Below are 25,046 nucleotides of genomic sequence, written 5' to 3' on the forward strand. Positions count from 1 at the left end.
GGCGTTGCCCTGGGCTGGTATGTATGACCCCGTTGGGGTCAGCATGATTGGCGTCACCCCAGATTCCGGGAAGGAACCGGCCCGAGCCAGTGGCACAATCCACAGCCCCGCAGGGGCATGACATACCAGCCCAGGGCAGCGCCCTGGGTATGTGTATTGGGATCTTCAGCCCTGAAGGGGCGTGACATAAGGCGGCAATCGAACGACGGCTGCGTTTCAAAACCCACTGGTAATGGGATAACGCCGATCCCGCCCGAAGGCGCGCTGCGAAATACGCACGCCGGGCGGGGCCTGGCGGCGTTTGTACTCGTTGCGGTCCACCAGGCGCGTGACCTTGCGCACCACGGCCTCGTCGAAACCCTGGGCACAGATGGCATCGACGCCCTGGTCCTCTTCGATATAGAGCCGCAGGATGGGGTCCAGAATCTCATAGGGGGGCAGGCTGTCCTGGTCGGTCTGGTCGGGGCGCAGTTCGGCGGAGGGGGCGCGGGTCAGGACGCGCTCGGGGATGCTGGGGTCCAGGCCGTTGCGGTAGCGGGCCAGGCGGTAGACCAGCGTCTTGGGGCAGTCCTTGATCGGTGCGAAGCCGCCGGCCATGTCGCCGTAGAGGGTGGCGTAGCCGACCGCCATCTCGCTCTTGTTGCCGGTGGTGAGCAGGATGCGGCCCTGTTTGTTGCTCAGCGCCATGAGGATGACCCCGCGGCAGCGCGCCTGGATGTTCTCCTCGGTCACGTCCGGCGCCCGGCCGGCGAAGGCGGGTTCGAGCATGGCAAGGAAGCTGTCGAAGGCGGGGGCGATGGGGATGGTATGGGTCCGGACCCCGAGCCGCCGCGCCTGCTCCAAGGCGTCCTCGTTGCTCATGTCCGCGGTGTAGCGTGACGGCATCAGGACCGCCTCGACCTGGTCGGCGCCCAGGGCGTCGACCGCGATGGCCAGCGTCAGGGCCGAATCCACCCCGCCGGAGAGGCCGAGCACGGCGCCGCTGAAGCCGTTCTTGCGCACATAGTCGGTCACGCCCAGGACCAGGGCCTGGTAGATCGCCGCCTCGTCTTGTGTGTCCGCCCCGCTGGTTACGCCAGTCGCGGTGCCCCCGCTGGGTCTGCCGTCGTCGTCCAGGTCAACCAACAGGGCCTGTTCCTGGAATTGGGCCGCACGGGCCTGGACCCGACCGTCCCGATCGACGACGAAGGAGGCGCCGTCGAAGACCAGTTCGTCCTGACCGCCGACCAGGTTGGCATAGAGGATGGTCAATCCGTGGTCCAGGGCACGGCGGGCCACCAGGCCCTCGCGCTCGGCCCGTTTGCCGGCGTGAAAGGGGGAGGCGTTGAGGTTGATCAATACCTGTGCACCGGCCGCGGCGGCCGCGGCGGTGGGGCCGTCCTGCCAGATGTCCTCGCAGACGCTCAAGCCCAGGCGCAGCCCCCGGTGCTCGAAGACGACGGCCGCCCGGCCCGGCTGAAAATAACGCTTCTCGTCGAAGACGCTGTAGTTGGGCAGTTCCTGCTTGGCGTATTCGGCCACCAGGGCGCCGTCGCGGATGACACCCGCCATGTTGAACAGTCCGGCCGCCGTTGCCCGCGGATAGCCCAGGACCAGGGTGATGCCCCGGACCTCGGCGCAGACCCGGGCGAGGGCCGACGCCACCCGCGCGATCAGTTCGGGGCGCAGCAGCAGGTCCTCCGGCGGGTAGCCGGTCAAGGCCAGTTCCGGGAATACCACCAGGTCCGCCCCGGCCGCCCGGGCCTGGTGCGCCGCGGCGATGACGCGGCCGGCATTACCGGCGACGTCCCCCACCCGCAGGTTCAATTGAGCGATTTGGATGCGACAACCCACGGTGAACTCCGGATTGGTGTGAGGCGAAACCAGGCTAAGCAACGAGTCATGAACAAGTCAGACACAAACACCGGCGTTGTCGTTGTCGTTGTCGTTGTCGTAATCGTAATCGGAGAAACGATACAATTTGGGGTACGAGAGAATCCGGGGCGCTACGATAACCTCGATTACGACAACGACAACGACAACGACGCTCAAGGCATTCTTTAACGTCCTTGTTTAACCTATCAGTGAACCGCTCCTAGCCGCTTGCTTTGCTAACGATTCTGTCTTTGATCCGCAGAAAGATGCCGGTGGCGATCTGTTCGTTGCCCCGGTCGCCGAAATGATAGGAGTCCAGGAAGATCTCTTCCTGCTCGCCCGCGCCATCGAACAGGCCCGAGAGGTCGACGAAGCGGAAGTGCTCCTCGTGCAGGTCCGTCAGCGCGGCGGCAATGCGCCCGTAGCACTCCCGGAAATAGTCGCGCTGCACCAGTCGTGCGCCTTCGCGCCGGGTCAATTTCTTGTTGCTGGCGGCCAGTGTCGGCTGGAGCACGAAGACATAATCGATATTGGCGGCGGCCAGCACGAAGGCGCTGATCCGGACGTTCTTAAGCAGTCGGCCGGCGATGACCGCAGGGGCGATCGGCCCCGCTTCGATCCGCGTGTTTTCCGCGATGGGCGGTTGGCCGGTGAGCCTGTAGACCGCCTTGATCAGCGACAGGAAGAGTTCGTCGGCATAGGATCGGAACCACAGCACATTGCGGCCCAACGCGCCCCAGTGTACGTCGTTGTTCCCGGACACGGCGATCACCATGTCGGGCTCTAATTCCGACAACAGGTTCTCGATGACGATGCGTTCCTGGGTCGAGGCCCAGGCCGAGTTCGCCATCGTAAAAACTTCATAGTTCAGGCCGGTCGCGGGGGCCAGTTCCCGGGTGAGGATGGTATTCAGATACCCGGCGATGGTCGTGTCGTCACTCGGCGCACCGTTGCCGAAGGCGGTGGAGCCCCCGGTAAGGAAGATCCGATAGGTGCGTGCGGGTTTGGGCATCGCGACCTCCCGAGCGGCCCGGAATTGCATGGTATTGATATGGGCATTGCCCTGCTGCCCCGGTGCGGGGGCGCTCCCCACGAAGGGGGTGGGGATGTTGGGAACGGCCCATGAGAGGGTGTCCAGTCTGGCCAGCGCCTGCTCGCTGTCGTAATAGGCGCTGGCTACTGCCGTGCGTTGCTCCGGCTGGTCTTTCAGCAGGCGTCCCAGGGTGTAGGCCTGGGCGTCGCTGTCGATCTCTTGGTCAAAGACTTTTATGGTCAGGTAGCGGCAGGTCAGAAAACCCGCGCCGACCAACAGGAGCGCGATGATGGAGGGCGCCACCGTGGTGAGCAGCTTTCTTGGTTTCATGGGTCAGCCCGGCCCGGCGGCGGTTCCCGGGCGCCACCTGATAAGGAACGGTTCATCACTCAAAACAGTGCATAGATGAATGGCGCGACCGCCGAGCCGGGCGCGAAAACGATCAGTGCGCCCAGCAGGAGCGACACGACGATGATCGGTGCCAGCCAGAATTTCTTGCGTTCGCGCATGAAGCCCCAGAGGTCTTTGAGAAGGTCCAGCATCAGAAGGGTCTCGTCATGGATTCGCGCGTCGCCGCATGGCTTGGCACGCGATAGGTGGAGGCCTCGGCCGGACGGCGGCGGCGCAGCGGGTCCTGCCCGGTGAGGCGCATGATCAGGCCCATCGGGACGAACACCAGGGTGAACAGGAGCCCGAGGATCAGCGGCGTCGTTACCCGGTTCATCAGCAAGCCGAAGCGCATCCAGCCGCGATAGACCGGGCGCAGTGTCACGGGCGCAATCAGCCCTGCCAGGATCAGCGGAGCGGCCGCCACGAAGGGCCACCAGGGGAGCGGCCAGCTGAACAGCAAGGGCAGCGCCACACCGAAGGCCCCGGCGATCAGTCCGCCCGTGGTCAATGCGAAGCGCCGCAGTCCTTGGGCGTCGAGGTTCGGAATCTCGTGCATCAGTCGCCTCGGCGCCCTCGCGCTTGAATTGACCTGTTCCGGATCGGTTCCGGATCGGTGAGTCGGCGACTAGTCTAGCAGGGTTGGGATGCGTTTCGTAGCGGCCGCGGCGGGACCTCCGGGCGGCCGCGAAGCGATTGCAAAAACTAAAGAAAAATCATACCCTGGCGGCCCGTCAGCGAGGACTTCCCGGCGTCGGGCGGCAGCCAATGCCGTTAAGTTGAGCCACGCCGGCTCCCACGCTCCTGCGTGCGTGCCGGCCTGCAACGACTGGAGATGATGTCGCGTGAAACAGATTGCGTTGCCGATCATAGCGGTGGTGCTGGGGCTGGCCCTGCCCCTCCTCGTCGCCGAGGCGCTGCTGCGTCTGTTGCCGGTGGCTACCGGGGTCTTCGCCGAGCCCGTCAATGCGGGCGCACCGGTCTTTCATTTCACCCCCGAGCGCGACTTCCTCTGGTCCCGGGATTGGAACTTCAGCATCGTCAACCGGGGGCGCATCAACAACGCGGGCTTCGTCAACGATCAGAATTATCAGGCGCAAGACGGCCGCCCCCTGATCGGTGTCGTGGGTGATTCCTATGTCGAGGCGCTCATGGTGCCTTATCCCCAGACGTTCCACGCTCGGCTGGCCGCGGACCGCTCCGACAGACTGCGCTCTTACAGTTTCGCGGCATCGGGGGCGCCGCTCAGCCAGTACCTGGTCTGGATGCGATACGCCCGCCAAACCTATGACGCGCAGGCTTTGGTGGTGGTGGTGTGCGGCAACGACTTCGACGAATCGCTGGCGGAGTTCAAGACCGGCCCCGGTCTGCATCTTTACGTCGAGGAGGGCGGGGACCTGATGCTGCAGCGGTTTGATTATGCGCCCGGGGCGATCCGCCGTGTGGTGCAGGTCTCGGCCTTGGCGCGCTATCTGCTGCTCAACCTTCATGCTGACGTGACGGTGTCGCGGTTGCTGGAGGGCCGCGTCATCGGATCAGCACAGGCGGCGGTGCCGGCCTTTGTCGGAAATGTCCCGGCGGCAGTCGACGAGCACCGCCTGGTCCAATCGCAACGGGCGGTGGCCGCCTTCTTTCGCGACCTGCCCGCCTATGCCGACCTGCCGGCCCACCGGATTCTATTCGTGGTCGACGGACTACGCTATGCCGCCAACGCGTCCGCCGGCGACAGCTATTTCGGACTCATGCGCGGACATTTCATGGCGCAGGCGCGCCGCCGGGGCTATGACGTGATCGATGCCGATGACTATTTCATCCCCTACGCCGCCGCCCATCCCGCCGCCCGCTTTGAATGGCCGACCGATAACCACTGGAACCCGCTCGCGCACGGTTTGATCGCCCAGGCGATCCGCGACTCCTCCTGGTTCGCGTGGCTTGGGCCCTGACCGCCGGGGCCGCGTCGACTCAAGCGCGCTGGAACTCATCCTGCCAGGGCGCTGCCCCGGACCACCGCCGGCGGTGGCGATTTACTCGACAGGAAATTATCGACCGCCCAGCAATTCGGCCATGCGGCTGCCCATCCGTGCCGGCGAGTGTACCGTGACCACCCCGGCCGTCTCCAGGACGGCGAACTTGTCGGCGGCGGTGCCCTTGCCGCCGGTGACGATGGCGCCCGCGTGGCCCATCCGCTTGCCGGCCGGAGCGGTCACGCCGGCGATATAGGCGACCACCGGCTTGGTCATGTGCTGCTTGATATAGGCGGCCGCCGCCTCCTCCGCGGTGCCCCCGATCTCACCGACCAGGATGACCCCGTCGGTGTCCGGGTCCCGCTCGAAGAGGGTGAGACAGTCGACGAAGTCCAGTCCGTGGATGGGGTCGCCGCCGATGCCGATGCAGGTGCTCTGGCCCAGACCGGCGTTGGTGACCTGAAACACCGCCTCGTAGGTCAGGGTGCCGGAGCGCGAGACGATGCCGACCCGCCCGGGGGTGTGGATGCTGCCCGGCATGATGCCGATCTTGCATGCGCCCGGGGTGATGATACCGGGGCAGTTGGGGCCGATCAGCACCGCCGGATGACCCTGCAGGGCCGCCGTGACCCGCAGCATGTCGAGTACCGGGATGCCCTCGGTGATACAGACGATGACCCGGATCCCGGCGTCCGCCGCCTCCAGAATGGCGTCCGCCGCATAGGCGGCCGGCACATAGATCATCGTGGCGTCCGCGCCGGTCGCGCGCACGGCGTCATGGACGGTGTCAAAGACCGGGCGGTCCAGGTGGTGTTGGCCGCCTTTGCCGGGGGTCACGCCGCCCACCAGGTTGGTGCCGTAGGCAATGGCCTGTTCGCTGTGAAAGGTGCCCTGCCGCCCGGTGAAGCCCTGGCAGATGACCCGGGTTTGGTGATCGACAAGAACGCTCATGCTCGCCTCCTCACTGTGCCGCGGCCGCGGCCGCGACCACCTTGTCTGCCGCCTCGTCGAGACCTTGCGCCGTTTCTATCTTAAGCCCGCTCGCGGCCAGCAGCGCGAGCCCCAGCGGGGCATTGGTCCCCTCCAGGCGCACGACCACGGGGATCTGCGTGTGGACCTTGCGCACCGCCTGCATGATGCCCTCCGCGATCAGGTCGCAGCGCACGATGCCGCCGAAGATGTTGACCAGCACCGCCCGCACCTTGGTGTCGGAGAGGATGAGCGCGAAAGCCTCGGCCACCCGTGCCGCCGTGGCCCCGCCGCCGACGTCCAGGAAATTGGCCGGTCGGCCGCCGTGCAGCTGCACCAGGTCCATGGTCGCCATCGCAAGCCCCGCACCGTTGACCATACAGCCGATGTTGCCGTCCAGGCTGATGTAGCTCAACTCATGGGTGCGCGCCGCGGCCTCGCGCTGGTCCTCCTGGGTCGGGTCGCGCAGGGCCTCCAGGTCCGGGTGGCGGTAGAGCGCGTTGTCGTCCAGGTTGACCTTGGCGTCCAGGGCGAGCAGGGCCCCGGCGCGCGTCACCACCAGCGGATTGATCTCCACCTGGGTCGCGTCGCACTCCATGAAGAGCCGATAGAGTCCGCCCAGGAGCCGGCCGAGTGCCTTGATCTGCTCCTCGCCGAGACCCAACCCGTAACCCAGCCGACGCACCTGGAAGGGTTGCAGCCCGGCCGCCGGGTGGACGCGCAGCAGGATGATCCGCTCGGGGGTCGCGGCGGCCACCGCCTCGATGTCCATGCCGCCCGCCGCGCAGGCCATCAAGAGGACCTGCCGGGTCGCCCGGTCCACCAGTGCGCTCAGGTACAGTTCCCGATCGATCGCCGTCGGCTCCTCGACCAGCAGGGTCGCCACGGGCAGCCCCGCGGGTCCGCTCTGGTGGGTGACCAGGCGGCTGCCGAGCAGTCGGCGGGCCGCGGTCGCCGCCGCGGCGGGACTGTCCACCTGCACCACGCCGCCGGCCTTGCCGCGTCCGCCCGCGTGGACCTGCGCCTTGACCACCCAGCGGGTGCCGCCGAGGCTGCCGCAGGCCGCCGCGACCGCCGCGGGTGTCGTCGCCGTCACACCCGCGGGGACTGGGATGTCGTATTCTTGGAAAAGTCGTTTCGACTGGTATTCGTGCAGGTTCATCGGTGCTCGGGCGGTTCCCTGGGACGACGGCCACATGGCCGCATCCGCCCTATTCTGATCTAATTCGGCAGCGGCTGCCAAAGAAGCCGCCCGCGAGTCGCCGCCGCGCACCGAGGTGAACCGAGGTGCGGTGCCGATCCCCGCCGGCGGATCGACGCAGCGGCGGCCGCTCACCCGCGCGGGCACCGGCAGTGCCCCCGCACCTTGCGCCTTTTGTTACGAGAGCCCACCTCATGCCAAGCGACAAAGACCAGGACCCAGGCGCCCCCGGCCCCAGCCCTAAAACGAGCCCGCGCCCGGCGGGTCCATCCGAGCGCGAGCGCTGGAAACGCGGCCGGTTCCCCACCTGGGAGTCTCTGCGTTGGCTGTTCCTGTTCCGTCTGCTGATGGTGGTGGGGCTGGTGCTGGTCTTCTCCCCGGCGGTGTCCGACCCGCTCATCGCCGGGCTCGATGTGGACCTGGCCTGGCGGGTCCTGGTGGTCTACGCCGTCCTGGTCCTGGCGAGCGGGATCAATCTCTATGCCCAGTGGCCGAGCCGGCAAAGTCAGGTCCATCTGGCTATCTTTGTCGACCTCATCGCCTTTACCCTGGTGATGCACGCGGGCGGGGGCGTCGGCAGCGGGCTTGGGGTCCTGTTGGCCGTCGCCGTGGCCGCGGCGGCCCTGTTGATGGAGGGCCGGCTGTCACTCCTGTTCGCCTCCTTCGCCGCGCTCGCGGTCATCACCGAGCAGACCTACGCGCTGCTCACGGGCGGGGCGACGATCGCCTCGTACACCCAGGCCGGCATCCTGGGCCTGATGTTCTTCGCGGTCGCCCTGCTGGCCCATGTACTTTATCGCCGGGTGCGCCTCGCCGAGGAACTGGCGGCCCGCCGCAAGGTGGACATCGACGACCTGTCCAAGCTCAATGAGTTCATCATCCAGGACATGGCGATCGGCGTGGTGGTGGTGGACGGCGAGCGTAAGGTCAGGCTCATGAACCAGGCGGCCAGGGACATGGTCAATATCCCGGCGCTCGCGCCCGAGGCCCCCCTGCGGGAGGTCTGTGCGGACCTGGAGGACTGGCTCTTGGACCATATCCGCCCGACCGCGCCCCAGGTGGGGGTGATCCGGATCGGCAACCGTGAGCTCAAGCCCGCGCGCCAGCTCTTGGGCGATTACCGGGCCGCGGGCGTCATGCTCTACCTGCGCGATAACCAGGAGCTGATCAAGGAGGCCCAGCAGATCAAGTTGGCGTCGCTCGGCACCCTCACGGCCAGCATCGCGCACAATATCCGCAACCCCTTGAGTGCCATCTCCCACGCCGGCCAGCTCCTGGGGGAGGCCAAGGGCCTGTCGCCCGACGACCGCCATCTGCTCGACATCATCCGGCGCAATTGCGGGCGCATCGACGAGATCGTGCGCAGTGTCCTGCAACTGTCCCGGCGCAACCAGTTGGACCCCCAGCTTACCGAGTTGGTCGCGTGGCTGGAGGAGTTCTGCGACGAGTTCCGGGAGGCCAACGGCCTGCCTGCCGACCACTTGCTGCTCGAGTTCGAGCCCCCGCCGATCAGCGTGGAGGTGGACCCGCGCCACCTCCACCAGATCGTCTCCAACCTGTGCGAAAACGCCCTGATTCACGCGGGGAGTCCGGATCAGCCCCCCCATATCCTGCTGCGCGTGGCCCGTGCCGAGGGTCAGGACCGGGCCCGGATCGAAGTCACCGACGACGGCCCCGGGGTCGACCAGGACTCCGCCGGGGACATCTTCAACCCCTTCTTCACCACCAAGTCCAGCGGCACCGGGCTCGGGCTCTACATCGCCCGGGAACTGGCGGAGACCAACGGCATCCGGCTCGAATACCGGCGGGAACGGCCGCGGGGCAGTTGCTTCCGTCTGGTGTTTACGGCATGACGGCGCCGGTGACCCCGCGCGGCGGGGCCGGACCGGGCGCGGCCCGCGTTCGACTGGCGGTCCGGCAGGCGCCAACCGACGCCGCGAACGGCTACAATCGGCAGACGATCGGCAACTCAGCAGCACCGGGAGTGCACCGGCATGAATAAGGCCCACGCCCTCGTCGTCGATGACGAGGCCGACATCCTCGACCTGCTCAAGATCACCTTGGGTCGCATGGACGTGCAGGCAACCACGGCCATGACGGTGGCCGAGGCCAAGACGGCGCTGCAGGCACGGCGCTACGACCTGTGCCTCACCGACATGAACCTGCCGGACGGCAGCGGGATCGATCTGGTGCGCTTCATCGTCGAGCGCCACCCCGATCTGCCGGTCGCCATGATCACTGCCCACGGCAGCATGGAATCGGCCGTCGCCGCGATGAAGGCCGGCGCCTTCGACTTCGTCTCCAAGCCGGTGGATTTGCAACTGCTGCGCCGCCTGGTGGGATCGGCGCTCAAGTTGCGCACCCACGGCGGCGCGGCGGAGGCGCGCACCGAGAGCGGCACCCGCCTGCTCGGGGACTCCCCCAAGGTGGAGGAGATCCGCCGCCTCGTCGCCAAGCTGGCGCGCAATCAGGCGCCGGTCTTCATTACCGGTGAGAGCGGCACCGGCAAGGAACTGGCGGCGCGCCTGATCCACGCCCAGGGCCCGCGGGCGGAGGGCGATTTCGTGGCGGTCAACTGTGGTGCCATCCCCCAGGAGCTGGTGGAGAGCGAACTGTTCGGCCACAAGAAGGGCAGCTTCACCGGTGCGGTGGCGGACAAGGAGGGGCTGTTCCAGGCGGCCGAGGGCGGCACCCTGTTTCTGGACGAGGTGGCTGACCTGCCGCTGCCCGCCCAGGTCAAGCTCCTGCGGGCCATCCAGGAGAAGAGCGTGCGGCCGGTGGGGGCCCAGCAGGAGCTGGCGGTGGATGTGCGCATCATCAGCGCGAGCCACCGGGATCTGAACGAGGAGGTGGAGAAGGGCCGCTTCCGTCAGGACCTCTTCTACCGCATCAATGTGATCGAGATGCGCATGCCCGCGCTGCGCGAACACCCCCAGGACATCCCGGCCCTGGCCGCGCGCATCATGGAGCGCATCGCCCGCCAGCACGCCGACCGCGAGGCCATGAGGCTCTCGGAGGAGGCGGTGGAGGCGCTCGCCCGTCACCCCTTCCCAGGCAATGTGCGCGAGTTGGAGAATGTGCTGGAGCGCGCCACCGCGCTCTGCGACGGCTCCATCATCGGCGCCCATGACCTCTACCTGCCGCAGACCGAGGCCCAGGTCGCGGTCGGGTCGCACGCGGACCCCGAGGTCCCCCTGGAGGACTACCTGGGGGAGATCGAGCGCCATGCCATCCTCAAGGCCCTGGACGACACCCGCTGGAACCGCACCGCGGCCGCCAAGAAGCTCGGCATGACGCTGCGTGCCTTGCGCTATCGCCTGGCCAAGCTCGGGATCGAATAGGCAGCGTTCCGGACCATTCGTTATGCCCGATCCCACCCCGGCCCAGGACCACCCCCGCCCGCACGACCCCTTCGTCGACTGGGTACGCCAGGCGACCCCTTACATCCACGCCCACCGCGGCCGCACCTTCGTCATCTGCTTCGGCGGGGAGGCGGTGGCCGACCCCGGCTTCGCCCACCTGATCCATGACATCACCCTGCTCCACGGGCTCGGCGTGCGCGTGGTCCTGGTCCATGGGGCGCGGCCCCAGATCGAGGCGCGCCTGACGCAGCACCACAGCGAACTGCGCTACGTCAACGGGCTGCGCATCACCGACGACACCGCGCTCGGCTGCGTCAAGGAGGCCGCCGGGGTGGTGCGGGTGGAGATCGAGGCCCTGTTCTCGATGGGGCTCGCCGACTCCCCCATGGCCGGGGTGCGGATCCCGGTCGCCTCCGGCAACTTCGTCACCGCCCGGCCCCTCGGGGTGCTGGACGGGGTGGACTACCGCCAGACCGGAGTGGTGCGGCGGGTAGACCGCCAGTCGCTGGTGCAGCGCCTGGACGCCGGGGCCGTGGTCCTGATGCCGCCGCTGGGCTATTCGCCCACCGGCGAGGTCTTCAACCTCAGCGCCGCGGACGTGGCACGCTCCGCGGCCATCGCGCTGAAGGCCGACAAGCTGATCTTTCTGACCGAGGAACCCGGGGTGCGCGACGCCGCCGGCGCGCTGGTCTCCAATGTCCTGAGCGGTGAGGTCGAGTCACTGCTCGCCGCGACCCCGGGTCCGGCGCCGCACCAGGCGGCGGCGGGCGTGCCCGCGGGCCTCACCGAGGACCTGGCACAGGCCCTGCGGGCCGGGGCCGACGCCTGCATCCAGGGGGTCCGCCGCGTCCACCTCATCGACCGGCACCGCGACGGCGCCCTGCTGCGCGAGCTCTACACCCGCGACGGCAGCGGCACCCTCATCACCGGTCAGCCCTACGAGGGCCTGCGGCCGGCGCGCGCCGAGGACGTGACCGGGGTCTTGGACCTGTTGCGCCCCCTGGAGGAGCGCGGGGTCCTGGTGCGGCGCTCCCGGGAGCGGCTGGAGTCGGAGATCGACCGCTTCTTTTTGATGGAGCGCGACGGGCTGGTCATCGCCTGCGCCGCGCTCTATCCCTATCCGGATCAGGGCATGGGCGAACTCGCCAGTGTCGCCGTGCATGCCGACTACCGCGGCGGCCGACGCGGCGACAAGCTCCTGGAGCATCTGGAGACCATCGCCCGCACCCGCGGGCTCAAGCGGCTCTTCGTCCTCACCACCCAGACCGCCCACTGGTTCCAGGAGCGCGGCTTCGCCCCCGCGCCCCGGGATGCCCTGCCGCCGGAAAAACAGGCGCTCTACAACGAGCGGCGCAACTCCCTGGTCTTCATCAAGGACTTGGCGGCCTGACCAAAATAAGGTTGTGCTCCCCTGCCGGAAGCCCCCGCGCTTCGGCTATCCTCTGCGTCCGCCAAGCGGCGCCATACTCCACCACCCAGGCCCCCGGAGACCATCCCCATGTCCGAATCCCGTCCCTCGCTCTACAAGGTCTTCACCTGGGTCCTCCTGGCGGCCTTGATCGGGGTCTACGCCCTCTACAACTGGTACACGGGTACCCTGAACCAGCGGCTCGCCGAACAGGCCGCGGCGGTCAGCGAGACGGCGCTCAAGTTGGCCGACACCGACAAGCAACTCCAAGGCCTGACGCAGAGCGAGCAGGGCCTGCGCACCCAACTCGCGACGGCCGAGGCGGGCCTCCAGTCGGCGACGGGGCAACTCGAGGAGGCGACCGCCCAGGTCGCCGCCCTGACCAGGCAGATCGAGCAGGACAAGCAGGAGAGTGCCGCGGCGGCGGAGCGCGAAAAGGACCTCCAGGCCCACATCGAATCCATGGGCGCCGAGCACGAGGGGGCGCGTAAGGAACTCGTCGGCCGGATGGAAAGCATCCACAAGGCGCGCGCCGACCTGGAACTCGCGCACCAGGCCAGTCAGAAGCGGATCAAGGACCTGGAAGGGGAGATCGCCCAGCTCAACCAGCGCATCGCCGACGCGGACGCTCGCTATGCCGCCAAGGCCAAGGAACAGGAGGCGCGGCTCAACGAACGGGTCAAGTCCTACCGCCTCGCCCTGGAGGGCAGTGACCCCGAGCGCGCCGCCCTGGTGAGCCAACTGGAGCAGCAGGCCGCCGCGGAGCGCGCCGCCCTGGTGCAGGCGCAGGAGCGGCACCAGGCGGACCTCGACGCGGCCGCGCAGGCGCGCACGGCCGCGGAGGCGGACCTGTCCGCCCGCCTGGCCGAGGTCCAACAGCAGGCCGAGGCCCAGGCCCAGGCCACCGCGGCGGCGCAGGAGGCCAAGGCGGCCGCCGACGCGGCTTTGACCGAGGCGCGCGGTAAGGTCGCCGCCCTCACCGAGGAAACGCAGGGCGCGCGCGACGCCCTGGCCGCGCTGGAGCAGAAATACGAACAGACAATGGCCGAGTTGCGCGCCGAACTCGACCAGGCCGGCCAGGCCCTGACCACGGTGCAGGCGCAATTGAGCGCCGCGGTGGCCGCGGCGACCCAGGACCGCGACGCGCGCGACGGGCAGGCCAAGCTCGCGCAACAGCGCATCGACGAATTGGAGCAGGATCTGAAGACCGCCCAGTCGCGCTATGAAGAGACCCTGACCGAGGCGCAGCGCACGCTCGAGCAGGCGCGCGCCGAGGCCCAGCAGCAGGCCGAGCAGACCCTGGCCGCGGAGCGGGCCAAGGCCGAGGCGGCGCGCGCGGCAGAACGCGACCAGGCCGCGCAGGCGCTCGATCTGGAGCGCCAGGCCAAGGCCGCGGTGGTCAGCCAGGTGCGGGGGCTCAGCAGTCGCTATGCACAGCTCAAGGCCCAACAGACGGACCGGGGCATGTTGGTCAACCTGGGCGATGAGCAACTGCACTTCACCACCGGGGCGGCAATCCTGCCCAAGGGGCAGATCGCAAGCCTGGACCGGATCGGCGCCCTGCTGGTCGAATATCCGACCCTGACCGCCCGCCTTGAGGGCTATACCGACAGTTCAGGCGCCGACCAGACCAACCTCACCCTGTCCCAGGCCCGGGCCGAGGCAGTCCGGGCGGGCCTGATCGCGCGCGGCGTCGCCGCCGAGCGGCTCAGCGCCGAGGGCTTCGGCAAACAGCGCCCGCTCACCGAGAACGCCACCCCCGCCGGCCGCCGCAAGAACCGCCGGGTCGAGGTCTATCTGATCGAACCGGCGCCCTGAGGCGGAAAAGATGGCCGTCCGCAAATGAACGCCAATAAGACCCGGTAAGGCGGCGCGGTTGGCCATGACGCGGCCAACCCGTCGCTGCCGCGTCATCCCGCGCCCTGGAGTCCAAGGTTTCAGCCCCGGATGAAGGGCGCCAAGGCTGACGCCTTGGCCTCCAGGCGTGATTGCGCAGGTGTTACGCGCCCGGCGCCCGTTCCCCGGAGAAGGATCGTCAAGACTCCGGCTTCTGTCTTATTTGCGTTCATTGGCGTTCATTTGCGGACAAATACTCTTCCTTAGGATCAGCCATGCCCGTCCATCCCCGACCTGCCCCGTCCCCCTGGCCGCTCGTCGCCGGGCTGATCCTGGCGATGACCCTCTGGCACCTGGGCGCCGCCGTCCTGTTGCCGGTGACCCAGGACGAGGCTTATTACTTCGACTGGGCGCGCAGCCTCTCCTGGGGCTATTTCGACCACCCGCCGGGGGTCGCCGCGGTCGGGCTCGGCACCCGGCTCGCCGCCGGCTCTGCCCTGGCCGCGCGGCTGGGCGGACTCCTGGCCGGCACCCTGACCCTGGTGCTGCTCGCCCGCCTCTACTACCACAGCGGGCTGGTCCGCCGCGACGACCTGGGGCTCGCCCTAGTGCTCGCCTTCGCCACCCTGGCGGGACTGGCCGGCGGTCTCCTCACGACCCCGGACACGCCGCTCGCACTCGCCTGGGCCCTGGCCCTGCACGAGGGGGAGCGCGCCCTGGCCGGCCAGCGACGGCGCTGGCTCACCGCGGGCCTGGCCACCGGCCTGGGGCTGCTCGGCAAGTACAACATGGTACTGATCGGCCCGGTCTTCCTCTGGGCCATCTTATGGTGCGACCCGCGCGCTCTGCGCACCCCCTGGCCCTGGCTGGGGGGCCTGCTCGCGGTGCTGGTGTTCGCCCCCAACCTGCTGTGGAACCTCGACCACGACTGGCTGACCCTGCGCTTCCAGTTCGGCCACGGCTTCGCCCTGGACCCCGGTGCCCTCGCCGGCACCGCGTCCGCGGCCATCGAGCCGGCGGCACCCGCGTCCTGGTGGGGGCGCATCGGCGGACTGCTCCGCTATCTCGGGGGCCAACTCGGGCTCTGGGGGCTGCTCGCCCCGGCGCTGATCGCGCTCGCCGTCACGCGAATCGGCCGACGGGCCGATCCGGGCGGCCCCGGGCCCGTCATCGCCGCCCACGCGCGCCCCCTGCTCCAGGCCGCCGCCCTGTTCCCACTCGGGTTTTTCGCCCTGGTCGCCCTGGGCAGCGAGGTCGAGGCCAACTGGCCGGCGGTCTACCTGCTCGCCGCCCCGGCGCTCCTGGCCGCACCGCTACGCGGACTGCGCCGCTGGGTGCTGGCCGGCGCCGCCGCCAACCTGCTGCTGGTGAGTCTCTACGTCTACCACGGCGCCACCGGCGCCCTGCCGCTCCCCGACAGCCAGAACCGCATCCTGCGCGAGAGCCACGGCTTCCGCGACCTGGCCACACTGCTGGCCGGACTGGACGCCCCGGTCTACGCGGACCGTTACCAACTCACCGCCATGCTGCGCTTCTACCAGCCGGGACTGCCCATCAGCCAATGGCCCGGCCTCACCCGCCCGTCCGAGTACCTGCTGGGGCAGATCGCCCCGCGGGTGGACCCCGCGACCCAGCCCGGCCCCTTCTGGCTCGTCACCCGCCGCCCGGTCCCCCCGACCCTGCCCGGTTTCACCAGCGTCGGCAGCCGCACCCTCTACGACTGCGCCGGCGCGCCGCTGGCCGAGGGCGCCGCGCCCCCCTGCGCCAAGCCGCTGCACGAGTGGCACCTCTACCGGTTCGAAAAATCGCCCGCTGGGCGATTTTTTGAACCATGAAGGGAATAGGAAAAAGATGCGGGAAAGGCCGTTCCGACTTAGGCCGATTGTGCTCATGGCATCGCAAACCGGACGGAGATGATGTAAGAAGGTCGTCAATAAACCACAAAATTATACCGCCATTCAGGTCTTGCTCTGTCATGTAACATGAACTATGTTATGTCACATAAGAATCAGACTAGTGATAGCTCAATGGCCGTTGGACCCAGTGGTCGGATTGTCGTAGAGATCGACCCCGAACTGAAACAAGAACTTTACGCAGCCCTTGAACAGGACGGCGTCAATCTGAAGCAATGGTTTCTAGAGCGTGTCGGGGAGCATCTGCGGTCCCGCGGTCAATTGTCTCTGCCCCTTACGATATCGGACGGCGATGCGGCGGATAGGAAATACCGATGAGATTCAACCCAGACAAGACCGCATTCGGACGCCACGAAACCTTTGCCCTGCGTTTCGGTTGGCTCACGAAAGGTACCCAGGCACTGATGGGCGGGGACCCGGTGTTCGAGGCCGATGACGCTACTGTCCAACTCGGCGTCGGCAAGAACATGGTTTCGTCCATCCGCTACTGGCTCCAGGCTGCGCGGATCATTGTCCGCCAAGGGGACGCCTGGGAACTGACCAAAACCGGGACCTACATTTTTGATGACGATGGCTTCGACCCCTACCTGGAGGACGAGGCGACGATCTGGTTGATCCACTGGCTGATTGCCTCTAACCCCGAAATGGCGACCACTTGGTGGTGGTTTTTTAACCGCTTCCACAAGCCGGAATTTACCTCCGCCGAGCTTGCCGCCGCCTTGCAGGACTTTGCACAAGCACAAGTCAAGGGCCGACACGCCGGATCCACCCTCAAGACCGACGCCGCCGTACTCTTGCGCATGTATGTCCGGTCCAGTGTCGCAACCGGAACTCCGGTGGAAGAGGCACTGGACTCGCCCATGTCGATCCTTGGATTGATCTCCGACTTGCAAGGCTCGAAAACCTTCGAGTCGCGTCCGGCACGGCGCGACTCGCTTCCCGCCCCCATCCTCGGCTTCGCGATCCTAGAGTTACTCGACGCCCTGGGTGAGCGGCAGATCCCGATCGAAGACGTGATGCGTGGACGTACCGGCTTGCCCGCCATCGGCGCCGTGTTCCGTCTCACCGAGGCCGCCCTGCTCGCCAAGATCGAGCGCCTTGTCCATGATCTACCCGACCTTTTTGCCCTGCGCGAAACGGCCGGTATCCATCAACTCTATGTTTTTGGTCGGTCTGCACCCGCCGAGATACTTGCCGCTCACTACGCGGACACATTTGAGGAGGCCGCAGCATGAGCCTCGCCGACAAGATCATGGTCAATGCCCACTACACCCGCTCCGTCAACCTGGAGCGCGATTTTGGCTCCGCGGCAGTGGTTCGCGGCTATATCCCCACACCCCGCGCCATCCAGACCCTCGCCCGGATCGTCGACACCCTGATCCCTGAGGCCGCACCGCGCGCTTGGTCGCTGGTCGGGCCTTACGGCGCCGGAAAGTCCTCCTTTGCCGCCTTTCTAACCCATCTGCTCGCACCCCAAGGTGATCAGGTAGAAGCCGCGATTGATGTGCTGGAGCGTGCGGAACCGGCGTTGGCCGAACGTTATCGGATGATCGAGTCCGTCGCGGCCCCCGACCGTCGGGGCCACTGCGTCGTCGTGCTCACCGGTACCCCTGAGCCATTCGGACGCCGGCTCGCCCAGGCTTTATCCGAGTGCGCGGCCAACCACTGGGCCAATCGCATTGGCCGACGCCCGGACGTAATCGAGGTTTTTCGTCGACTCGCCAACCTGGACCGCGTACCGGCAAGCGAACTGCTCGCCGCTGTCGCTGCCCTACAAGACGCGCTTGCTCGGGGCGGCAGCCAAGGGTTACTCATCGTCATCGACGAGCTAGGCAAGTTCCTGGAGTACGAGGCCCGTCACTACGGTGCCGACGACATCTATTTGCTTCAAGCTCTGGCCGAGCGTGCCAATGCCGCGCATCCCGCCAAGCTTACCCTGATTGTCCTGCTCCACCAGGCGATGGATCAATATGCTCGTGGACTCGGCGACACATTGCGCAACGAATGGGCCAAGGTCCAAGGCCGATTCGAGAGCATCCCCTTCGTCGAGTCCGCCGAACAGGTTCTGCGCGTCGTCGCAGCCGCCTTCACCCACCGTTTCACCGACGACGAGCGCACGCGCATCATCCGCTACTGCGCTGAGATCGCGGACCAGCTCGCGGCGACCAGCGCCCTCCCCAAGACCCTGGACGCCACCACCGCCGCCGATATCTTCGCGCGCTGCTACCCGCTCCACCCCTTGAGTGCGATGCTCTTGCCGACCCTCTGTCAGAAGGTCGCCCAGAACGAGCGCACCTTGTTCAGCTACCTCGGTAGCCACGAGCCGCACGGACTGGGCGACAGCCTCGCGCGCCTGTCCGGCGTCGACGATTGGGTCATGCCCTGGGAGGTCTACGAATACTTCATCCTCAACCAGTCGGCTGCGGTTGCTGACCACTACACGCGCCGTCGCTGGATGGAAGTCGTTACCGCGGTCGAGCGCTTGGGCGACGCCCCGGAGCGAGATATCCGGCTACTCAAGTCCATCGGGCTTCTAAACATCGTTGGCGCCCAAGGTGGCTTTAAGGCATCGCGGGAGGTCGTCGCCTTGTGCGCCGACCCACCTGGCACGGCCGTAAATACCGTCCGCAGCCTTGCCGCCAAATCGGTCCTCCAATTCCGCAAGTTTAGCGGCGAATACAGGGTGTGGGAAGGTAGCGACTTCGATCTGGACGCGGCTGTTGCCGAGCAGATCGAACGCATCGGGCGGTTCAACCTGGCCGGCGCCTTGAATAAACGCAAGGTCTTGGAACCCATCGTCGCGCGGCGCCACACCATTAAGACTGGGACCTTGCGATATTTCATGCCGATTTTCGCGGACCCGGACTCTTTCCGCCGACTCCCTGAGCGGGCCAGCGGGCCGCGCGTCATCTTCTTCTTGGTCAGAAGCCAGGTTGACCGTCAGCGTCTCGCCGACGAAGTTCTCGGCTATTTCTGCGAGTCCGATATCGTTGTTGAGTGCCCGGACGCAGACCGGCTGCGCCAAGTCATCGCCGAGGTGATGGCCCTAGACCTGATACAGCGCGAGGCGCAGGCTCTCAACACCGACCCTGTCGCCCAGCGTGAATTTAAGGATCGCTATGCCCTTGCCACCACCCGTGAGCGCGACATGCTCCGCGCCCTCGCGGACGATCCGAAGGCTGGCACCTGGTATTGGCGGGGGGAACCGCTTTCTGTAAAGACCCGGCGCGGCCTGCAATCTGCCTTGACTGACGTACTCGACCGCGTTTACCACGCAAGCCCCGTCATCAGGAACGAGCTAATCAACCGCGACAAGCCATCATCCCAGGCTGCGGCGGCTCGCAACAAACTCCTCGCGGCCATGCTGCATCACCAGGCAGAGGCGGACCTGGGGATTGATAAATATCCTCCGGAGCGGGCCATCTACCTGGCCCTGCTGCGGGCGCCAGGAATTCATCGGCAAGTCGAGGGACGCTGGCAGTTTGACCGGCCCGCCACTGCCGGGGCTTACAACTTGGGACCTGTATGGGATCGGATCGACCAGTTCTTGGCCGATACCCAGAAGAAACCCCAGCCCTTCACCGCCCTAGATGAGGTACTTCAAGCATCTCCCTTCGGCATCAAGCGGGGCGTTCTCCCGATCCTCTATATTGCCGCCTACCTAGTAAACCAGGACGAAGCCGCCTTATTTGAAGAAGGCCGCTACGTGCCCTATCTCACGGATGACCAGCTCGAACGCTTCGTGCGCCGACCGGGCGACTTTGCCGTGCAGAGCTTCCGTATCGAGGGGTTGCGGGCATCACTGTTCAAGGAATACTCCCGCATCCTGTTCGGTGACCCTGACTGCGACCGAACCATCCTCGCCCTAGCCCGGCCGCTAGCCAAGTTCATGGGCGATTTGCCGGAGTTTTCGGCGAGCACCAAGCGAGTGTCTATCACCGCGCAGCGGGTGCGTAGCGCCTTCATGCTCGCCAAGTCCCCCCAGATACTTCTTTTCGAGCAGTTGCCCGAGGCATGTGGTCTCCCAAGTATCCAGGACACGCAACCCGACGAGCGCCAACTCAAGACATTCTCGGACCGCCTTAGAGACGCTTTGCGCGAGCTCAAGAGCGCCTATCCGGATTTGATAGCCCAGTTTCAGCGACTCCTTGCGCAAGCGTTCAACCTAGAGCGCATCTGCACCTTGGCCGATCTGCGGGCCGTCCTGCGCGGGCGCGTGGAGGGCCTAGACCGTTACACAATTGATGCGGATGGCCTACGCGCCTTCATCCGTCGAATCTCTAAATACGAGGGAGACGATGAGGATTGGCTCTCTAATCTCTTGTTATTTCTTGGGCATAAACCATCAAAGAAATGGACCGACACAGAGGCCGACGCGGCGGAGTTTCGGCTTGCAGATCTCGCGCGTCGCATGCACGATCTGGAGAGGTTGCGTGTACACTACGACGGGCAACGCCAGACCCGAGATAAAGATTTCGATGTTGTCCTGTTACGCGCCGTCCGTAAGGGCGCATCCGAACGAGATGAGGTCGTGTGCATTGACTCCGCCACACGGGCTGCGATCAAAACCACTAAGGCTGCCATCGAGGCGCGACTCGCTGAGCTTCTTGGCAGAGACTTGCAGATCGCGGTGCTAGCCGAAATCGTCGATCAGGTTTTGGACAGAGAACGCAGTGTCGTGCCGCATCAAGAAGACGCAGACTACGACAAGCCACTGACACTTGCCATCGGAGACGACAATGGCTGAACCAGCAAAGGCCGTTAGGCACGTACTTGGACTTTCTGGAGGCAAGGACAGTGCCGCCTTGGCGATCTATCTCAAGGACAAAGGAACCGTGCCCGACATCGAGTATTTTTTCTGCGATACCGGTGCGGAGCTTCCCGAGGTCTACGCCTTTATTGACCGCCTTGAAGACTATCTTGGAAAAGAGGTTGCGCGCCTCAACAGTGGCCGAGACTTCGACCACTACCTCAAGCGCTTCGGCGGCTTCCTGCCATCGCCTAGGCAACGCTGGTGCACGCGGGTCATGAAGATTGAGCCATTTGAGCGCTTTATTGGCGACGACGAGGCGATAAGCTACATCGGAATCCGCGCCGACGAGGACCGCGAGGGCTACATCAGTACGAAGCGTAACATTAAGCCAGTCTTTCCTTTTATTTCCGATGATATCGTGAGAGACGATGTATTTCGCATCCTCGAAGAATCCGTCGGCATCCCCGACTACTATCGCTGGCGCAATCGCTCCGGGTGCTATTTCTGCTTCTTCCAACAACGACGTGAGTGGCTGGGGCTTAAGCGTGAGCATCCTCAACTCTTTGAGGATGCCAAGCGTTATGAGAACGCCAAGGGCGGGTATACCTGGGTGAACGGTATGACCCTAGATGAACTTGCCGCCCGAGCCGTGGAAGCGGCATCCGGTACCTCGGAAAGTTTACCAAGCGCATCAGCTTACATGAGTTGGCAGGATCTATTGCGATACGCAAGCAGCGATGACGATCCTGAAGAACAGGCGTGCCTTATTTGTTCGCTTTGATGTCGGCTTTCGGGCGAAGCATTGACTTATGTCCGTAGCCCGTGACCTGCAATATTCTTCAAGAGTGCACTGACGCCTTCAATGTCAATCTCAGAGATTTCTGCGGAACGAGGTCCCGGACAGAGTCTGGAAGCGTTGGTAAAACGCATACCAGCCCATGACCTGGAAAGCATTATTGGCAAAGAAGTTATAGCTTTACTTGAGCACTTTGTTCCAGGTAGACAAATAGACTCACTACGAGTCGTCGCGCTCAATCTCTTGAGAGGATCATTTCGTTCCTATATGGAGGACCAGAAAGTACGGGCGATATGCTTCGATGCGATGTCGCCGGGGAAGTTGCGGGAGCTCGCGTCGCGCGTTGGCCTCAGCGACCTAGATAATTTACGAGCGCTGAACCCAACCAGTGATAGTCAAATATGGGCTAGCTTTTTGGGCTTTTTTGGCATTGATTCCCGAAATGCACTTGAGTATCTAGGCGATCCGGAAGAAGATCGAATCGCGGCTTCTTTTGCGCTGTTTTCCCATCAGCGTCGTGTTGCGGAGCAGGTCTATGCCGTGATCAAAGACGGTTACGAACGAGTGCTTCTCCATATGCCTACAGGGTCAGGCAAGACGCGGACCATGATGCATGTGCTCTGTCGCTACCTGGTAGCAGCAGAACCGACGGTCGTAGTTTGGTTGGCGTCAAGTAAGGAGCTGTTGGAGCAGGCGGGCGAAGCGTTTCGGGAGGCATGGAAATCGTTGGGCAATCGTGAACTATCCATCTTGCGGTATTGGGGTGACTACGATCCCGATATTTCGGCATGTTCAGATGGGCTCATCATCGCAGGTTTTCAAAAAATCTATGCTCGTTCTTTACGCGAACCCCTTGAAGTTCTGAGGCTAGGTCGACGTGTCGGGCTAGTAGTAGTTGATGAAGCACATCAAGCGATCGCGCCATCATACCGAGAGGTCATAGATCGCCTAGTTGAGACAGGTTTTCACAGCGGGTTGGTCGGGCTTAGTGCAACCCCCGGGCGGTCATGGACTGATATCTCCGCAGATGCCGAGTTGGCAAAGTTCTTTGGGTCGAGAAAAGTCATGCTCCAGGTGGTTGGATGGCAGAATCCGGTTAATTATTTAATCGAAGAAGGGTATTTGGCAAAGCCGACGTTTACCAAGATTTTTAATCCCGCGTCTGTGGGCCGCGTAAAGCGTACTCGCGGCGATGTTACCGATCCTTCTGATTACAATCCAGAGGTTCTTGAGTTACTTGCACGGCAGACCGTCAGAAACGTAGCAATTGTGTCCGAAGTACAAAGACTGCTTGCTGCAAAGCACAGGCGCATTATCGTTTTTGCCGCAACGGTGCAGCACGCAGAAGTAATGGCAGCCACTCTGACGGCACTGGGAATCGATTCGAATGTGATAACTGCCGCATCTTGCTCGACTGACCGGACACGCATAATTAAAGAATTTCGAAGAGATACCGAGACTCCGATGGTACTCTGCAATTTTGGTGTATTAACGACAGGGTTCGACGCGCCTAAGACAAGCGCTGCCGTGATTGCGCGCCCAACGAAATCTCTTGTTCTATACAGTCAGATGGTGGGTCGTGCGATCCGGGGACCTCGAGCGGGCGGAAATGCCGCGTGCGAAATTGCGACTGTCGTTGACACAGCACTTACCGGCTTCGGTGATGTCGCCGACGCCTTCACTAACTGGGAGGATGTTTGGAATGAATGAGACCGTCCACACCGAGACGCAAGTGCAGACTCCCGCGCAATTCATTCCGGCGTGTCTGGCTATTCGGGCTATGAGAGATTCCGGATACAAGAACACCGCCTATGCTCTCGCGGAACTGATCGATAACGCGCAACAGGCTAACGCATCTCTCATTGAGGTATTCTGCCTGCAAAAGCGAGAGGTCGTAGAACAGCGTGAGAGATCGAGGATCGTCGAGATTGGTGTTCTTGATGACGGCGATGGAATGGATGCAACGACGCTTCGCATGGCACTGCAGTTCGGCAACGGAACGCGACTGAACGACCGATCAGGAATCGGGCGTTTCGGTATGGGGCTTCCTAATGCATCCATCTCGCAAGCGGCTCGCTTGGATGTCTGGAGTTGGCAAAACGGGCCGGACAATGCGCTTCATACATTTTTGGATGTCGATGAGGTTGAGTCTGGCGTTACGGAGTACGTTCCAGAGCCGGAGCACGAGCCCGTTCCCAGTGACTGGAGAGATTTGTCGGCGCAGCTTGGTAATTCAGGAACGCTCGTCGTCTGGTCAAAAATAGACATTAACCGCCTCACATGGAAGAGCGCCCGATCGACTTTGCTAAACACGGAACGTTTGATCGGACGTATTTATCGGCGTTTCCTGCTCGATGGTTCATTGATCATTAGACTCGTTGCTCCAGATGTTGGCGGCGGCACCAGTTTTGACAAGGAAGCCTGTTTTGACGACCCGCTGTATCTAACCCCTGCCGCTAAAGTCCCGGCGCCGTTCGACCAGACGGCGATGTTCGAGTCGGTTTTTGAGGACCCCCAGGAGATTGAGTTTGGCGGCAAGAAGCACATTGTTAATATGCGATTTTCTGTCGCAACAAAGAAGACCATTGACGAAGCCGGGTCGGCGGATCGCGGCCAGACGGCCTATGGTAGGCACGCACGTAACAATATCGGGGTGTCTCTTCTGCGCGCCGGGCGTGAGCTTGTGTTAGACGCAGGGTGGTGCATTGGATACGATCCCCGAGAACGCTGGTGGGATGCGGAAGTGGAGTTCGACCCGGCGCTTGACGAGCTTTTCGGCGTGACAAACAACAAGCAAGCTGCAACCCATTTTTCTGAACTCGCGACGACCGAGTGGGAGCAACTCGCCGAAGAAGGAGAAAATTTTTTGGATGTTGTTAATCGCCTGAAAGCTGAAGGTGATCCACGGGGTTGGTTGCTGGTTCTGAGCGATAGTCTAAAGAGAAACCTCAAGCATCTTCGCGAATTGATTAAGGCCCAAGCATCAGGAGGCCGTTCCACACGGAGAAAGAGACATCAGGAGCCGGACGACGTAACTAACACCGTCAATAAAGGGTGGAAAGATCGATCTAAAGAAACGCCAATCGAAGGCGAAGACACGCCGAAGACAAAAGAAGACTTCGTGGAGATAAAGGAAGACCTTACGCAAAATAAGAAATACTCTGACGAAGCTGCGGATGAGTTGGTGTCTTTAATCAAGGATGCCGACCTTCGGGTGGTTTTTTTGGAGGCTGCGTTCCCTGACTCCTACCACTTGTTTAATGTCGAAATCAAGGGAAAGGTGACAGAGGTCACTTTTAATCGGTCGCACCCCGCGTTCGATGATATTTTTGGCACAATTAACACCGTCGATGAGGACATCACCGACCTTACTCGGGAGGAGGTTCTTAGCAGGCTAATGCGAGCAGTGAATGCGACAAAGATCATTTTCGCTGGGTGGGCACGGTATGAGCGTGAAGCGGGAATGGAACGTGCGCGCGCGTTGCAGAAGGTGCGATTCGAGTGGGGACAGATCGCAGCGAAGTTCCTCGATCCTGACGATAATCTGGCATTATAGGGCAGCGGAAGCGG

17 protein-coding genes are annotated in these 25,046 nt (G+C 64.2%); 11 read left to right on the forward strand and 6 right to left on the reverse strand.

Features of this window, described 5'->3' with window-relative positions:
• Window positions 1–216: 216 nt before the first annotated feature.
• The 4 genes from THSYN_RS00875 to THSYN_RS00885 all read right to left on the reverse strand — a co-directional run bounded on the left by THSYN_RS00875 (window position 217) and on the right by THSYN_RS00885 (window position 3,833).
• On the reverse strand, window positions 217–1,833 hold the full coding sequence (locus tag THSYN_RS00875; protein ID WP_100917466.1) for an NAD+ synthase: 1,617 nt from the start codon (window positions 1,831–1,833) through the stop codon (window positions 217–219).
• A 241-nt stretch (window positions 1,834–2,074) separates the two neighbouring features.
• Window positions 2,075–3,217, reverse strand: coding sequence for a hypothetical protein (locus THSYN_RS00880; protein ID WP_100917467.1), 1,143 nt, complete (start codon window positions 3,215–3,217; stop codon window positions 2,075–2,077).
• A 59-nt stretch (window positions 3,218–3,276) separates the two neighbouring features.
• Window positions 3,277–3,429: a DUF5989 family protein gene (locus THSYN_RS34690; protein WP_172965214.1), complete on the reverse strand. Its 153-nt coding sequence runs from the start codon at window positions 3,427–3,429 to the stop codon at window positions 3,277–3,279.
• Window positions 3,429–3,833: an SxtJ family membrane protein gene (locus THSYN_RS00885; RefSeq protein WP_216644655.1), complete on the reverse strand. Its 405-nt coding sequence runs from the start codon at window positions 3,831–3,833 to the stop codon at window positions 3,429–3,431. The genes THSYN_RS34690 and THSYN_RS00885 overlap by 1 nt, the downstream gene beginning before the upstream one ends.
• 286 nt (window positions 3,834–4,119) lie before the next feature.
• Here THSYN_RS00885 and THSYN_RS00890 point away from each other — a divergent pair, with 286 nt between their 5' ends.
• On the forward strand, window positions 4,120–5,217 hold the full coding sequence (locus tag THSYN_RS00890; protein ID WP_100917469.1) for a hypothetical protein: 1,098 nt from the start codon (window positions 4,120–4,122) through the stop codon (window positions 5,215–5,217).
• 96 nt (window positions 5,218–5,313) lie between these two features.
• Here the strand turns inward: THSYN_RS00890 and sucD are convergent, their stop codons facing one another.
• Window positions 5,314–6,189, reverse strand: a complete 876-nt coding sequence (gene sucD, locus THSYN_RS00895) for a succinate--CoA ligase subunit alpha (RefSeq protein ID WP_100917470.1) — start codon at window positions 6,187–6,189, stop codon at window positions 5,314–5,316.
• 10 nt (window positions 6,190–6,199) lie between these two features.
• The gene (gene sucC / locus THSYN_RS00900) at window positions 6,200–7,369 is read right to left on the reverse strand and encodes an ADP-forming succinate--CoA ligase subunit beta (protein ID WP_100917471.1); all 1,170 of its coding nucleotides are present in this window, start codon (window positions 7,367–7,369) and stop codon (window positions 6,200–6,202) included.
• 233 nt (window positions 7,370–7,602) lie between these two features.
• Here sucC and THSYN_RS00905 point away from each other — a divergent pair, with 233 nt between their 5' ends.
• From THSYN_RS00905 to THSYN_RS00955, 10 genes are all read left to right on the forward strand, one after another.
• Window positions 7,603–9,261: a sensor histidine kinase gene (locus THSYN_RS00905; protein ID WP_100917472.1), complete on the forward strand. Its 1,659-nt coding sequence runs from the start codon at window positions 7,603–7,605 to the stop codon at window positions 9,259–9,261.
• Between the two features lie 141 nt (window positions 9,262–9,402).
• Entirely contained in the window at window positions 9,403–10,749 is a 1,347-nt protein-coding gene (locus THSYN_RS00910) for a sigma-54-dependent transcriptional regulator (RefSeq protein WP_100917473.1), read from the forward strand.
• 22 nt (window positions 10,750–10,771) lie between these two features.
• Complete coding sequence (gene argA, locus THSYN_RS00915) at window positions 10,772–12,160, forward strand: amino-acid N-acetyltransferase (protein ID WP_100917474.1); 1,389 nt, start codon at window positions 10,772–10,774, stop codon at window positions 12,158–12,160.
• Between the two features lie 108 nt (window positions 12,161–12,268).
• Window positions 12,269–13,996 (forward strand): OmpA family protein, encoded by a 1,728-nt coding sequence (locus THSYN_RS00920; RefSeq protein ID WP_100917475.1) that lies wholly within the window; start codon window positions 12,269–12,271, stop codon window positions 13,994–13,996.
• A gap of 293 nt (window positions 13,997–14,289) precedes the next feature.
• Window positions 14,290–15,849, forward strand: coding sequence for a glycosyltransferase family 39 protein (locus THSYN_RS00925; protein WP_100917476.1), 1,560 nt, complete (start codon window positions 14,290–14,292; stop codon window positions 15,847–15,849).
• A gap of 392 nt (window positions 15,850–16,241) precedes the next feature.
• Window positions 16,242–17,162, forward strand: coding sequence for a DUF4007 family protein (locus THSYN_RS00935; protein ID WP_100917478.1), 921 nt, complete (start codon window positions 16,242–16,244; stop codon window positions 17,160–17,162).
• Window positions 17,159–20,674, forward strand: a complete 3,516-nt coding sequence (locus THSYN_RS00940; protein WP_100917479.1) for a hypothetical protein — start codon at window positions 17,159–17,161, stop codon at window positions 20,672–20,674. Before THSYN_RS00935 ends, THSYN_RS00940 begins: the two co-directional genes overlap by 4 nt.
• A complete protein-coding gene (locus THSYN_RS00945; RefSeq protein ID WP_100917480.1) occupies window positions 20,667–21,461 on the forward strand; it encodes a phosphoadenosine phosphosulfate reductase family protein in 795 nt (264 codons plus the stop codon). Before THSYN_RS00940 ends, THSYN_RS00945 begins: the two co-directional genes overlap by 8 nt.
• An 81-nt stretch (window positions 21,462–21,542) precedes the next feature.
• The gene (locus THSYN_RS00950; protein ID WP_100917481.1) at window positions 21,543–23,186 is read left to right on the forward strand and encodes a DEAD/DEAH box helicase; all 1,644 of its coding nucleotides are present in this window, start codon (window positions 21,543–21,545) and stop codon (window positions 23,184–23,186) included.
• Window positions 23,179–25,032: an ATP-binding protein gene (locus tag THSYN_RS00955; RefSeq protein WP_100917482.1), complete on the forward strand. Its 1,854-nt coding sequence runs from the start codon at window positions 23,179–23,181 to the stop codon at window positions 25,030–25,032. The genes THSYN_RS00950 and THSYN_RS00955 overlap by 8 nt, the downstream gene beginning before the upstream one ends.
• The last annotated feature ends 14 nt before the right edge of the window (window positions 25,033–25,046 follow it).

The sequence above is a fragment of the Candidatus Thiodictyon syntrophicum genome, assembly GCF_002813775.1.
In the GTDB taxonomy this organism is placed as follows: Bacteria; Pseudomonadota; Gammaproteobacteria; order Chromatiales; family Chromatiaceae; genus Thiodictyon; species Thiodictyon syntrophicum.

Bases quoted from the DNA above. Each gene is read 5' to 3' on its own strand.
- THSYN_RS00885 (WP_216644655.1), bottom strand. From the start codon at position 3,833: ATGCACGAGATTCCGAACCTCGACGCCCAAGGACTGCGGCGCTTCGCA.
- THSYN_RS00910 (WP_100917473.1), top strand. From the start codon at position 9,403: ATGAATAAGGCCCACGCCCTCGTCGTCGATGACGAGGCCGACATCCTC.
- sucC (WP_100917471.1), bottom strand. From the start codon at position 7,369: ATGAACCTGCACGAATACCAGTCGAAACGACTTTTCCAAGAATACGAC.
- THSYN_RS00880 (WP_100917467.1), bottom strand. From the start codon at position 3,217: ATGAAACCAAGAAAGCTGCTCACCACGGTGGCGCCCTCCATCATCGCG.
- THSYN_RS00945 (WP_100917480.1), top strand. From the start codon at position 20,667: ATGGCTGAACCAGCAAAGGCCGTTAGGCACGTACTTGGACTTTCTGGA.
- THSYN_RS00935 (WP_100917478.1), top strand. From the start codon at position 16,242: ATGAGATTCAACCCAGACAAGACCGCATTCGGACGCCACGAAACCTTT.
- argA (WP_100917474.1), top strand. From the start codon at position 10,772: ATGCCCGATCCCACCCCGGCCCAGGACCACCCCCGCCCGCACGACCCC.
- THSYN_RS00940 (WP_100917479.1), top strand. From the start codon at position 17,159: ATGAGCCTCGCCGACAAGATCATGGTCAATGCCCACTACACCCGCTCC.
- sucD (WP_100917470.1), bottom strand. From the start codon at position 6,189: ATGAGCGTTCTTGTCGATCACCAAACCCGGGTCATCTGCCAGGGCTTC.
- THSYN_RS00955 (WP_100917482.1), top strand. From the start codon at position 23,179: ATGAATGAGACCGTCCACACCGAGACGCAAGTGCAGACTCCCGCGCAA.
- THSYN_RS00925 (WP_100917476.1), top strand. From the start codon at position 14,290: ATGCCCGTCCATCCCCGACCTGCCCCGTCCCCCTGGCCGCTCGTCGCC.
- THSYN_RS00920 (WP_100917475.1), top strand. From the start codon at position 12,269: ATGTCCGAATCCCGTCCCTCGCTCTACAAGGTCTTCACCTGGGTCCTC.
- THSYN_RS00905 (WP_100917472.1), top strand. From the start codon at position 7,603: ATGCCAAGCGACAAAGACCAGGACCCAGGCGCCCCCGGCCCCAGCCCT.
- THSYN_RS34690 (WP_172965214.1), bottom strand. From the start codon at position 3,429: ATGCTGGACCTTCTCAAAGACCTCTGGGGCTTCATGCGCGAACGCAAG.
- THSYN_RS00950 (WP_100917481.1), top strand. From the start codon at position 21,543: ATGTCAATCTCAGAGATTTCTGCGGAACGAGGTCCCGGACAGAGTCTG.